Source organism: Chitinophaga pinensis DSM 2588, from assembly GCF_000024005.1.
GTDB classification, from domain to species: Bacteria; Bacteroidota; Bacteroidia; order Chitinophagales; family Chitinophagaceae; genus Chitinophaga; species Chitinophaga pinensis.
This window is the reverse complement of the sequence record NC_013132.1, coordinates 860,889-873,693: the sequence shown is the minus strand read 5'-3', so window position 1 is coordinate 873,693 and position 12,805 is coordinate 860,889. Positions and strand designations below refer to the sequence as shown.

The window sequence follows — 12,805 nt, the reverse complement described above, 5'->3', positions numbered from 1 at the left end:
CGTTCAACTATATGAAGGAAAAGGAAATAACCCGGTATATCCTGGCACTCGACCAGGGGACTACCAGCTCAAGAGCCATCATATTTGATAAAGCGGGCTCCATCGTCGCTATTGCCCAAAAAGAATTCCGCCAGATCTTCCCCTCACCGGGATGGGTCGAACACGATGCGAATGAAATCTGGTCCAGTCAGCTGGGTGTAGCCGCAGAAGCGGTTGCTAAAGCCGGACTCAGAGGCACGGATATCGCGGCCATCGGTATTACCAATCAGCGGGAAACGACCGTGGTATGGGACCGGCATACCGGAAAACCTATCCATAATGCTATTGTCTGGCAGGATCGCCGTACAGCCGCCTATTGTGATGAACTCAAAGCGGCAGGTCATGAACAATTGATCAGAGAGAAAACGGGACTGGTCATTGATGCTTATTTCTCCGCCACCAAAGTGAGATGGATCCTGGAAAATGTGGAAGGTGCAAGGGAAAGAGCCGCCAAAGGACTGCTGGCATTCGGTACTGTAGATGCCTGGCTTGTATGGAACCTGACGGAAGGAAAGACACATGCAACAGACATTACCAATGCGTCCCGCACCATGTTATTTAATATACATACCCAGCAATGGGATGAAGCGTTACTGACCCTGTTTGATATTCCAGCAGCTATGCTGCCGGAGGTAAAGCAATCCAGTGAGCTGATCGGACAGACCACTTCCGCGATCTTTTCCACGACTATCCCGATTGCCGGTATAGCCGGAGATCAGCACGCCGCATTGTTCGGACAGATGTGTACAGCGCCGGGTATGGTGAAGAACACTTATGGGACCGGATGTTTTATGCTGATGAATATCGGAGAACAACCGATTATTTCGCAGAACAACCTGGTGACGACTATCGCCTGGAAAATAAATGGCAAAGTAGAATATGCGCTGGAAGGCAGCATTTTCATTGCCGGCGCGGTCGTGCAATGGTTGCGGGACGGACTGGGCATCATCCGCTCCTCTTCAGAAGTGGAAGCACTGGCCAGTAAAGTGCCGCATAATGATGGCGTATACCTGGTACCTGCATTTGCCGGATTGGGAGCGCCACACTGGGACCAACATGCGAGGGGTACACTGGTGGGTATGACCAGGGGCACAAATGCATCTCATATCGCCAGAGCGGCGCTGGAAAGTATCGCTTATCAGACAATGGAGGTATTGCGGGCCATGGAAGCAGATGCTGGCATTAGTATCAAAGAGTTACGTGTGGATGGCGGTGCTACCAATAATAATCTGCTGATGCAGTTCCAGGCAGATATCCTGGATACGCAGGTTGTCCGACCTAAAATTACAGAGACGACCGCTATGGGGGCAGCGTATCTGGCCGGACTGGCAACTGGTTTCTGGAAAGACCAGGAAGAAATTGCCCGTCAATGGCAGGTAGACCATTCTTTCGCGCCAAAGGGTAATGCGGACGATGTGCATAAATGGGTGCGCGGTTGGGGTAATGCCGTTAAAGCAGTGAGAGCCTGGTCGAAGTTTTCCGCACAGCAAGAAGAAGACCCTGTTACAAAATAAATTTCACGTAAGCGGTGCATGGTTATCCTCAGATACCGTGCATCACCAATGAACTAACTGATAAACAACGTTTTCAATGAATCCCTTATTAGCAGAATTTCTGGGGACGATGTTGATGATATTGCTGGGTAATGGCGTAGTGGCCAATGTGATCCTCAACCAAACAAAAGGCCATGGCGGCGGCTGGATCGTGATCACCACCGGCTGGGCACTGGCAGTATTCATCGGGGTGGTCATCGCTGGTCCCAGCAGCGGCGCACACCTGAATCCGGCAGTATCGCTGGCGCTGGCTTTGGCTGGTAAACTCAGCTGGGCACAGTTTCCGTTATTTGTGATTGCTCAGTTGCTGGGTGCGATGTCAGGCGCTTTCCTTGTATGGGTGATGTATAAAGATCACCTGGATGACACGGCTGATCCGGGTCTGATCCAGGCCTGTTACTGTACGGCTCCGGCTATCCGTAATACCGGCCGTAACCTGATCAGTGAGATTATCGGCACCTTTGTATTGCTGTTTACTATTTTTTATATCGTCGACAAAGGAGAATTTGGTGCTGACAAGACGCCGATTGGTATGGGATCATTAGGAGCAGTGCCTGTTTCGCTGCTGGTACTGGCGATTGGCTTGTCCCTCGGAGGCACTACAGGTTATGCGATCAATCCTGTCAGAGATTTCGGTCCCCGGCTGATGCACGCCATATTACCTGTGAAAGGAAAAGGCGGCAACGGGTGGGATTATGCCTGGATCCCGATAATTGGTCCATTGGCCGGAGCGGCCCTTGCAGCAGGACTTTTCCTCTGCATGAAGGCTGGGGCGATTTAATAATCAGTTAACATTGAAGGCTTAGTAAAAAGAGACACAGGATATTACTTTAACAGCTGGAAAACGTTAAACGATGAAACCTTTACAACAAGCAATGCTGGCTGCAGGCGTACTGTTAGCGGCAACAGGTATGAATGCCTGTAAATCGACAAAACCCATGACAGCACAGCAGCAGTTACCCACATTTTACAAGGTAGGACACAGAGGAACCCGCGGGCTGATGCCGGAGAATACGATTCCTTCCATGATCAAGGCCATAGAGACGGGCGCGAATACGATTGAATTTGATGTACACATTACGAAAGACGGTCAGGTGGTCGTGTACCATGATGCCTCTTTCAATCCAGCCTATACAACAATGCCGGACGGCGCAGAAATTCCGGGTGCTTCCCGTTCGGAGTATACTTTTTATAAAATGGACTATAGCCGCATCCGTGAGTTTGTGATCGGAGAAAAGGCATATCCTGAATTTCCGCAACAGCAGCGTATGAAGTCGTATGCTCCTCTCCTGTCGGAAATGATTGATTCAGTAGAAGCGTATACACAATCGCATAAACTGCCTGGCGTCGTTTATTTACTGGAAATCAAGTCATCTGCTAAAACAGATGGTAGTGAACAACCGGTACCGGAAGAATATATCGACAAACTGATGGCGGTAAAAAACCTGTTGCCACTAGGCAAACGCCTGATCGTGCAATCATTCGACCCACGTCCTTTACAGGTCTTGCACCGCAGGTATCCTGATATGACACTGGGTTTTCTGACATATGATAAAGAGGTAAAGCCTGCACAGCAACTGGAATTGCTTGGCTTTACGCCGCAGTTCTATAATCCGTTTTATCAGTTTACAACGCCGGAGTTATTGTCACTCTGCCACAGCAAAAAGATCCAGGTAGTACCCTGGACTGTACAGGATGCAACGGAAATGAAAAAGCTGAAAGAAATGGGAGCTGACGGCATTATCTCCGATTATCCGGTACGTTTTGCCGAAGCTGGATTTTAAGCATTGGCGGGGACCTTTATAAATTTATATCCCCGTTGGTACTATTTATACAATTTAAATTCTCAAAGGATAGATAATTTGACAACCTTAATTCACCAAAGGCGTTAATAGTCAGGTCTTATTACTGTTGAAATTATCTATCATGAGAAGAATTTGCAAATCATTGTCTGCGCTGGCGCTTACCGGCGCCATGCTGCAGGCAGGAGTACTCCGGGCTCAGAAGCCGGTAGATCGTCCTAAACTCGTAGTTGGGATCGTTGTTGACCAGATGCGCTGGGATTACCTGTACCGCTACTATGACCGCTACGAAACAGGCGGATTCAAAAGAATGCTGGGAGAAGGGTTTACCTGCGAAAATACCTTTATCACCCATTTACCTTCCTTTACAGCTGTTGGTCACAGCACTATTTATACAGGTTCTGTACCCGCTATCCATGGTATTACCGGTAATGACTGGACCGACCAGGTCACCGGCCGCCACTGGTATTGTACAGAAGACACAACAGTGCAACCTATCGGGACTACTACAGATGCAGGTAAGATGTCGCCCCGTAACCTGCTCGCATCTACTATTACCGACGAACTGAAACTGGCGACCAACTTCCGCTCAAAGGTGGTTGGTGTATCGCTGAAGGACAGGGCTTCCATCCTGCCGGCAGGCCATATTGCCAACGGCGCTTTCTGGCTGGACGACAGCAATGCCAGCTTCGTGACCAGTTCTTTTTATATGAAGGACCTGCCGGAATGGGTAAAAACATTCAATGCCCGTCGGGTACCGGCACAGCTGATGTCTCAACCATGGAATACCCTTTACCCGATCAACAGCTATGTACAGAGTACGGCAGATGATGTGCGTTGGGAAGGTACTTTCGCCGGAGAGACAACAGCGACATTCCCACACAATATGCAGGATATCTATCCGAAGGATAAAGGAAGTCTGCGCTCCACTCCTTCCGGTAACACCCTGACCCTGGAATTTGCGAAAGCAGCGATAGACGGCTATAAACTGGGCTCCAGCGCGGTGACTGACTTTCTGACGATCAACTGTGCATCAACGGATTATGTAGGTCATAAGTATGGACCGAACTCTATAGAGGTTGAAGATACTTACCTGCGACTTGACAAAGACCTTTCTGCATTCTTCCGCTACCTGGACCAGAAAGTAGGTAAAGGCAATTACCTGGTGTTCCTTTCTGCTGATCATGGTGCCGCGCATTCTGTTGGCTTTATGCAGGAGAATCAGCTCCCGGCAGGATTGCCTGAGGGTAAAATGATGGAGGGACTTAATAACATGCTGAAAGAGCGTTTTGGAGTAGAACGCCTGGCGCTTACATCAGAGAACTACCATATCGGGTATGACCTGAAGACCATCGAAGCAAAGAAGCTTGACTACGATGCAATCAAAAAAGCGACTGTACAATACCTGCAGAAATTGCCAGGGGTTGAGTTTGCTGCAGATATGGATAACCTGGGTAATAGTCCGCTGCCGGAACCGATCAAGAGCATGGCCGTAAACGGATACAATCCAAAACGTTGTGGATCAGTGATTATCATTCCTGAACCAGGCTGGTATTCCGGATCATCGAAAGGAACGACACATGGTAACTGGAATCCTTATGATACACATCTCCCGCTGGTGTTTATGGGCTGGCATGTGAAGCATGGCTATACCAATGACGTGGTGAGTATGGCGGATATCGCACCGACGATAGCGGCGATGCTGCATATACAGATGCCGAATGGCGCTGTAGGTAAGCCAGTGCAGGCGGTGTATAAATAAATTAGGAATTAGGAATTAACAATTAAGAATTGGCGAGTTAAATCCGGCATACTAAACAATAATTACTTTCTACTATTAGTCTTCATAAAAAGAAAAGAGAGCCGTTTCAAACGAAACGGCTCTCTTTTCTTTTTATGAAACCAACAAACATCAACCAAACAAACAACCTCTCCGCTGCATTCTAATTCTTAATTGTTAATTCTTAATTCCTAATTGTCCTTTATTCCGGGTCAAATATGAATTGTGTTTTCCTACCGGACTGCCGCATGTAGAGCGGGTCACTGGCCCAGCTTTCCATTTGTAGTCTGTTCATGGCGGTGATTACATAGGTGTACAGGGCGCCTTTTACATAAGAGGCATCTATGAACTGAGGATCAGGCATTTGCTGTACGATAGCCAGTATTTTGCTCGGATCGTTCAGGTTGATGGACTCACTGGCGTTAAAGCGGTATATCACATATTGCTGCGTACGACCAGACGTATCATCGTCTGCCCAGTGTAGGTGTAAGCCATCGGCACGTTCAAAGGCATCTGTAAAGTATGGCGGGAAAGGCGTCGGCATTTTTATCCAGGGCATTGCTGGACGCAGGGCCGGATAGCGGTAAAAGTGGTTACGGAGACTGTCTTCTATGCCTAAAGGATTGCCATTGAAGGACTTGGCGCTGTAGAAGGCGCTACCCTGAATAGTGTTAAGCGTACGGACTTCCGTGATTTGTACCGGCAGTTCGTTGGGAATGCTCCAGGCAGCATTGCTGCGGAGGCGGTATACCCCATGGCCGATGTATACGTTGCGACCGTATCCGTGTTGTGCCCACCAGTTGAGGAGCAGTTCGTAGTTGGCGACACGGTGACCACGCTCCCAGTAGAGTTGTGGGGCTACATAATCGATCCAGCCATTCTGCAACCATTTGCGAACGTCTGCATAGAGATCGTCGTAGTTGGAAAGACCAGTAGTATAAGAACCATCCTGGTCTTTGTTCTTGTTACGCCAGATGCCGAAGGGACTGATACCGAATTTTACCCAGGGCTTTTCTTCCTTGATCATTTTACTGACCATCTGGATGATGGTGTCTACGTTCCAGCGGCGCCAGTCGTCTTTCATCATGTTACGACCATACTGGCGGTAGGAATTATTGTCGCCGAATTCTCTGCCGGGAACCGGGTAAGGATAGAAATAATCGTCAAAGTGCACGGCATCAATATCATAGCGGCGTACGACGTCGCGGATGATCTGGGTGACATATTCACGTACCTCTGGAATACCGGGGTCGAAGTATTTTTTACCATCAAAGTTCACGAACCACTGTGGGCGCATACGGGAAATGTGATTGGCAGAGGCATTCCGGATAACGGCACGGTAAGGATTGAACCATGCATGGAATTCCATCCCCCTTTTATGTGTTTCCTCCAGCATAAAGCGGAGGGGATCATAATATGGATTAGGCGCTTGTCCCTGTACCCCGCTGAGGTATTCGGACCAGGGTTCGAATGGAGAATCATAGAATGCGTCGGCGGCAGGGCGGATCTGCACAATAACGGCATTCATCCCGTTGCGTTGATGCTTATCGAGGAGATTGATAAATTCCTGTTTCTGTGTTTCGACCGGTAACCCTTTTCTTGAGGGCCAGTCTATGTTTTCCACCGTGGCAATCCAGACTGCACGAAATTCCCGTTTAGGTGGCAATTGTGCTTTTGCCCGGCCGAAGATACCTGTTAGCAACAGCGCAACACCCAATAAATACTTCAACATTCGACTAGTATGTAGGTTAAGACCTGAAAACTGCGAAAATAACAAAACCAATCATTTAACCAATCCCGGGGACGGAATGAGGTTAGTGAAATTCATTATGCAGCACAAACGGTGCCGGAAAGCCGTCCGGATTGGAAAAAAGCACCTATGTATCAAAATTTATCTATATCCGCATTGTAAAATTCGATACCTATTACGGCTCATTCTGGTGAGTTTCTGCGTGAAAGTTGCTACCTTTGTTCCATCATAAAAGTTTAGTGTACTATGATCAAAACAGGCAATCCCATAATCAGTATATATACAGAAATGACGCCCAACCCGGAAACAATGAAGTTTGTAGCGAACAAACTGTTGTACCCAGGTAAGCATATCGATTTTCCTGATGAAGCGAGTGCTAAGCCATCACCACTGGCTGTTGAGCTGTTCAGTTTTCCGTTTATCAGAGGCGTTTTCATCATGGCTAATTTCATTACCCTGACGAAGACTCCTGACACTGATTGGAACGATATTATACCTACTATAAAAGCCTTCCTGAAGGAATATCTGGAAGATAACCGTCCCGTTATTAACGAAGAAGAGATAGTGGTTACAAAGGCTGCCGCAACCAACGAAGTAAGTGCAGATGATACCGATGTGGTAAAACGTATCAAGGAATTACTTGAGAACTACGTGAAACCAGCGGTTGAAATGGACGGCGGTGCTATTCAGTTTAAAGATTACGACGACGGTACTGTGACGTTGATGCTGCAGGGTTCCTGTTCAGGCTGCCCATCTTCTATGATCACGCTGAAAGCCGGTATTGAAGGCATGATGAAGCGTATGATTCCGGAAGTGAAAGAAGTAGTGGCAGAAGCAGAATAAGCCATAGTTGAGAGAATGATAGTGTTAAAAAAGAGCGCAGTCTTTGGACTGTGCTTTTTTATTTATACCTGTATCTTTAGCGATAAATAGGATACACTTATACTTATGAGGAAATTTTCATTTGTGTGGATGACCCTGCTCGCAACAGGGACCGCACTGGCGCAGTCCAAGTCTGTACAACCCGGCGCCGAGGTTACCTATGCTTTTAAGTACAATGGTAAGGATATGCCGGATGGTGGTATTCAGCTGATCATCAAAGGTGACAAAGCCCGGTTTAAGCCGCTGAATGCAGTGAACAAAAAGGAATTACAATTGCTGGATAACAAAGCGAAGGCTACTTACCAGCAGATCAGCGACAAGGATGGACACCTGCTGACATTTAAAAAGGCATTTGCTGACTACGAACAGGCTGAATTGGTGCCGGGCACCGATACCATACTGGGATACCCCTGTAAAAAGGCGAAACTGGTCGTACGCTCCAACAGCATAGACATCTGGTATACCAATACATTGCCGTTTAAAGGAACCCCGGTACAGGGCTATGCACCCGGTCTTGGTCTGGTGCTGAGATCCATCCGCAACGGTAATTCAGAATATATCGCTACGAAGGTAGACCTGCGTGATGTGAAGGACGAAGAACTGCAATGGCCTGTCGCCATGGGACAGATGGTGGATGACGCCACTTACCTGCGCCAGGTTATAGAAAACAGGTTCACCACGATCAGCATCTTCAACCAGGAACAGATCAGCTGGGGGAATGAGCACCATGACCCTGCCGGAGAGCAGGAGAACGTGACTTACCACTATGCCGGCGGAACCGTGATCCTGAAAAAGGTAAAGCTGCCTGCGCTGAACGCAGGGACTGTATTTGCAGAAGTGGCACAATTCTCCAATGGAGATGCCTATGACCGTACCGGATCTGTGTTTATGATCCCAAAAGATAAGAAGCAGTCTTTCCTGGATGGACTGAAAAATGGGGTAAGCGCATTGCCGGTGTACCATGAGAAATACCGTGGAGTAACCGCTACTGACGACTACCTCCCTACCCTTGAACTGATGCGTTTCTTTACACCGTTCGGGGTGAACCATTACAACCAGAAGGTAAAGATCAAAGGCTACCAGTGGGCTGATTCTGCGGTATATCGTCAGGATATTACGGAGTTACAACCACGTCTGAATGGCGAAGTATGGATTGGTGTATTTGTGGGTAACTATGATAAAGGAGGACATAAGGTAAGTTTACGACTGAAGTACTATCCGGGAGATAACGACCGGGATACCACTGATAAAGAACACTGGATCATGCCGATATTCAATACCACCAACCTGATGGAAATGGCCAGCCAGGAGTATGGTACCATGTTCGGTAAAGATTCGCTGGAGGTAACGGTAAATATACCTGCCGGCCTGAGGAACCTGCGTTTACGTTATACCTCTACCGGTCATGGGGGCTGGGGCGGCGGAGATGAGTTCAACCAGAAGCTGAATGAGATCTTTGTAGATGGCAATCGGGTGTACCACTTTATTCCATGGAGAACAGACTGTGGCAACTTCCGGTTACTGAATCCGTCATCAGGTAATTTCGGCAATGGACTCTCTTCTTCTGATCTGAGCAGATCTAACTGGTGCCCGGGTAGTGTAACTGAACCGGTTACCATACCTTTGCCCGATCTGACACCGGGTGTACACACGTTCAAAGTGAAGATTCCTTTGGGAGAAAGAGAAGGAAACAGTTTCAGCGCCTGGAACGTATCAGGTAGTTTACTGGGAGAGAAATAATGCCATATAACTTAGCAGGATGAATTTTGACGCACTATATCAGGGATTGCTGGCAGGCGTACACCAAATGAGCTGGCTGGAAATCATAGCGGCTTTGTTTGGCGCGATCAGTGTGATATGCAGTAAGCAGAACAGCATCTGGCTGTATCCTACAGGACTGGTGAGCACGGGAATCTATGCTTACCTGTTGTCAAGGGAGCAGTTTAAGCTGTATGCCGAGGCAACGCTGAACGTCTACTATTTTATCATGAGTGTATACGGGTGGTACCATTGGGCCAGGAAGAGTGCAAGCGAACCGGAAACACCTGTCGGCTGGGCTACCCGGAGTGAATGGATGGTAACAGGCGGTATTACCTTAATTGGCTGGGCCTTATTCGGGTATCTGCTCAGGAACTATTCCAATTCAGATGTTCCGGTAATAGACGCATTTGTATCTGCAACAGCTTGTGCCGGTATGTGGTTACTGGCGAAAAGGAAGATCGAGAACTGGGTGGTATTGAATGTGTCCAACCTGGTAGCGGTACCGCTGTTATTTCATAAGCACCTGCTACCGACGGCGGTGCTGACCATATTCCTGTTCATTGTGGCGGTAATGGGATATTTCAGCTGGAGAAAGATATGGCGTGAACAAAATGCACCCGGACTGGCCAAGTAATATTATTATATTATATGTTGAAAGTAGTTGTCATAGGGCCGGAGTCTACCGGGAAGAGTTCATTGAGCGAGCAGCTGGCGGCGCATTATCAAACTATGTGGGTGCCTGAGTATGCGCGACAATACCTGGAAACATTGCCCCGGCCTTATGAACAATCTGACCTCCTTAGTATGGCAAAAGGGCAACTTGCACAGGAAGATCAACTGGCTGCCCGGGCCAATCGCCTGCTGATCTGTGATACGGATCTGCATGTCATTAAGGTATGGAGTGAGCATAAGTATGGCAATTGTGACCCGGAGATCCTGCAGGCGATCAGGGACAGGAGGTATGATCTGTATCTACTGACGTATATCGATATCCCCTGGGAGGAAGATCCTCAGCGCGAGCATCCTGACCCGGCTATGCGGGAATATTTTTACAATGTTTACCGGGAGCTGGTGATGGAATCGGGCGTACCCTGGGTGGAGATCAGGGGAAGTTTTGAAAAAAGAATTGCTTCGGCGATAGCAGCAGTTGATAAGCTGTTATAACGGACGGAGCTGAAAGCAATAAAAAAAAAGCGTCTTGCCTGTGGCGGACGCTTTTTTGTTATATCGTTGACTATGCGTGTTTTATTTGCTGCTGACCAGTTCGGAGATATCCGGGTCAGGCGCGATAAAACGCATTTGTTGTAATATCTTACGCTGGCGGAAGGAAGTGACCCGTGCCGGAGGTATAACGGTGTATTTCACCGGATTAGGCAGACAGGCAGCGATCATAGCGGCCTGTTCACGATTCAGGCTGGCGGCTCCTTTATGATAATACTGCTGGGCGGCAGCTTCTACCCCAAAGATCCCATCTCCCATCTGGGCCACATTCAGATACATCTCGAGAATGCGTTCTTTCCCCCATATTTTTTCGATCATAAAGGTGAAGTATACTTCAAGTCCTTTACGTATCCAGCTACGCCCCTGCCAGAGGAAAACGTTTTTAGCGACCTGTTGGCTGATGGTGCTGGCGCCTCTTATTTTCTTGCTTTTCTGGTTGTGCTTCATGGCCTTTTCGATGGACTTGAAGTCAAAACCATTGTGATCGGGGAACAGCTGATCCTCACTGGCCAGTACCGCCAGTTTGGCATGTTGGGATATCTCGTCGTAATTCACCCAGGTTTTATGAAAGTGTTTATCGGTACCTATCAGACTAAACCAGCTAGATATCATGGTCAGGGTGATGGGAGGATTAATCCACTTCAGAATAATGATGTAGACAAATTGTGCTATAAACAGAATAAGTGCGATCTTCTTGACCCTTCTCCATGTTCTCGGAACAATCCCTTTTGTATTCATCCGGATTGGTTTTTCAAATTGGCCGGAAAGATAGTAAGATTATTTAATGTGCAACAGGTGTTGGCCTGGAAATTGGGGCTGCTTCCGGCAGTAGTTTTGTAAATTTGTAATATGCTCTTAACAGTACATCCGGACAATCCGAATCCCCGTCATCTGAAGACGATCGTAGAGTGTCTGAAAGACGGAGGCGTGATCATATATCCAACCGATACCGTGTATGGTATGGGGTGTGATATCTGTCAGCCGAAGGCAGTAGAAAGAATCTGTCGTATTAAACATATCAACCCCGCCAAAGCCCAGTTCTCTTTTATATGTTATGACCTCAGTCATTTATCAGATTATGCTAAAAGTGTGGACACCCCCACTTTCAGGATGCTGAAGAAAGCGTTGCCGGGACCATATACATTTATCCTGTCGGCCAGCCGGGCAGTACCCCGTTTGCTGAAGCAGAAAAAGGACACTGTTGGTATACGTGTACCCGATAATAATATCAGCCGTGCAATTGTAAAAGAACTCGGTAATCCGATCCTGAGTACGTCTCTTCCGATAGAAACGTACGTAGAGGAATATACTGATCCCGAGATCATACACGAGAAATTTGGTAGTATTGTAGACATCGTGGTGGATGGCGGAATCGGTGGTATGACCTTCTCTACCGTGGTAGATTGTACCGGCGACGAACCGGAACTGATCAGAGAAGGTGCAGGTAGCTGGGAAGAATTAGTATAAGATCAATAAAATGAAATAAAGATGAGAAGAATTACGACCATAGCGGGATTATTGTTGATTGGTTGCCTTACACAAGTATCCGGGCAGACCAAATTGATAGTGGGACCACTTTATCCTTTGACCAAGTCAAGTAAATGGATGCCGGAAAGTAAAACAACGGTAGCGGCGCCGCTTTATTTTTCCTCTTTTCAGTTGCCTCAGCATAGTGCAAACCCAAGGGTAAATTCTCCCCTGAAACCAAATGATTATTATGATCAACATTTTGGTTTTTTCTGCAAAAAAGAATGGAACTGGGAGAAGCAAACACAGGTTCCTGTGAAGCTCAGATTAGGTACTTACCAGGAAGCGCAACGCATAGAAGGGAAATAAAACCTAAAGACAGGGAATTGGGGATTTCCTTTATAGTTGTGGTTTTGGTCTCTTAAATATGACTATGTCAACTAAAGTGCTTGCTTTAGTCAATAAAAATCAGACACTGCACCCCCGTGATTTTTATGCTGAATAAACCTCCCCCTCTCCAACAATAAAATTTTCCTGTTCCCAGCGTCTT

At 47.5% G+C, this 12,805-nt stretch carries 12 protein-coding genes; 10 read left to right on the top strand and 2 right to left on the bottom strand.

Annotated features, from left to right (window positions below; all coding sequences use genetic code 11):
- Positions 1-11: 11 nt before the first annotated feature.
- The 4 genes from glpK (at position 12) to pafA (ending at position 5,156) form a co-directional block, all read left to right on the top strand.
- Positions 12-1,553: a glycerol kinase GlpK gene (gene glpK, locus CPIN_RS03590; RefSeq protein ID WP_012788401.1), complete on the top strand. Its 1,542-nt coding sequence runs from the start codon at positions 12-14 to the stop codon at positions 1,551-1,553.
- A gap of 76 nt (positions 1,554-1,629) precedes the next feature.
- A complete protein-coding gene (locus CPIN_RS03585) occupies positions 1,630-2,373 on the top strand; it encodes an MIP/aquaporin family protein (protein WP_012788400.1) in 744 nt (247 codons plus the stop codon).
- 73 nt (positions 2,374-2,446) lie between these two features.
- The gene (locus CPIN_RS03580; RefSeq protein ID WP_012788399.1) at positions 2,447-3,376 is read left to right on the top strand and encodes a glycerophosphodiester phosphodiesterase family protein; all 930 of its coding nucleotides are present in this window, start codon (positions 2,447-2,449) and stop codon (positions 3,374-3,376) included.
- A gap of 142 nt (positions 3,377-3,518) precedes the next feature.
- Positions 3,519-5,156 (top strand): alkaline phosphatase PafA, encoded by a 1,638-nt coding sequence (gene pafA, locus CPIN_RS03575; RefSeq protein ID WP_012788398.1) that lies wholly within the window; start codon positions 3,519-3,521, stop codon positions 5,154-5,156.
- A 220-nt stretch (positions 5,157-5,376) separates the two neighbouring features.
- On the opposite strand, the gene CPIN_RS03570 is transcribed toward pafA, so the two are convergent.
- On the bottom strand, positions 5,377-6,906 hold the full coding sequence (locus tag CPIN_RS03570; protein ID WP_012788397.1) for a glycoside hydrolase family 10-like protein: 1,530 nt from the start codon (positions 6,904-6,906) through the stop codon (positions 5,377-5,379).
- Between the two features lie 264 nt (positions 6,907-7,170).
- On the opposite strand from CPIN_RS03570, the gene CPIN_RS03565 reads away from it, so the two are divergent.
- From CPIN_RS03565 to CPIN_RS03550, 4 genes are all read left to right on the top strand, one after another.
- Positions 7,171-7,767 carry a NifU family protein gene (locus CPIN_RS03565; protein WP_012788396.1) on the top strand — a complete coding sequence of 199 codons (597 nt, stop codon included), beginning with the start codon at positions 7,171-7,173 and terminating at the stop codon, positions 7,765-7,767.
- 105 nt (positions 7,768-7,872) lie between these two features.
- Positions 7,873-9,546: a PNGase F N-terminal domain-containing protein gene (locus CPIN_RS03560; protein ID WP_044217781.1), complete on the top strand. Its 1,674-nt coding sequence runs from the start codon at positions 7,873-7,875 to the stop codon at positions 9,544-9,546.
- 19 nt (positions 9,547-9,565) lie between these two features.
- The gene (pnuC, locus tag CPIN_RS03555; RefSeq protein WP_012788394.1) at positions 9,566-10,201 is read left to right on the top strand and encodes a nicotinamide riboside transporter PnuC; all 636 of its coding nucleotides are present in this window, start codon (positions 9,566-9,568) and stop codon (positions 10,199-10,201) included.
- A 14-nt stretch (positions 10,202-10,215) separates the two neighbouring features.
- The gene (locus CPIN_RS03550; RefSeq protein ID WP_012788393.1) at positions 10,216-10,731 is read left to right on the top strand and encodes an ATP/GTP-binding protein; all 516 of its coding nucleotides are present in this window, start codon (positions 10,216-10,218) and stop codon (positions 10,729-10,731) included.
- Positions 10,732-10,812: 81 nt separating this feature from the next.
- Here the strand turns inward: CPIN_RS03550 and mtgA are convergent, their stop codons facing one another.
- A complete protein-coding gene (gene mtgA, locus CPIN_RS03545; protein WP_012788392.1) occupies positions 10,813-11,526 on the bottom strand; it encodes a monofunctional biosynthetic peptidoglycan transglycosylase in 714 nt (237 codons plus the stop codon).
- A gap of 111 nt (positions 11,527-11,637) precedes the next feature.
- Here mtgA and CPIN_RS03540 point away from each other — a divergent pair, with 111 nt between their 5' ends.
- Positions 11,638-12,255, top strand: coding sequence for an L-threonylcarbamoyladenylate synthase (locus tag CPIN_RS03540; protein WP_012788391.1), 618 nt, complete (start codon positions 11,638-11,640; stop codon positions 12,253-12,255).
- Positions 12,256-12,276: 21 nt separating this feature from the next.
- The gene (locus tag CPIN_RS03535; protein WP_012788390.1) at positions 12,277-12,624 is read left to right on the top strand and encodes a hypothetical protein; all 348 of its coding nucleotides are present in this window, start codon (positions 12,277-12,279) and stop codon (positions 12,622-12,624) included.
- Positions 12,625-12,805: the final 181 nt, after the last annotated feature.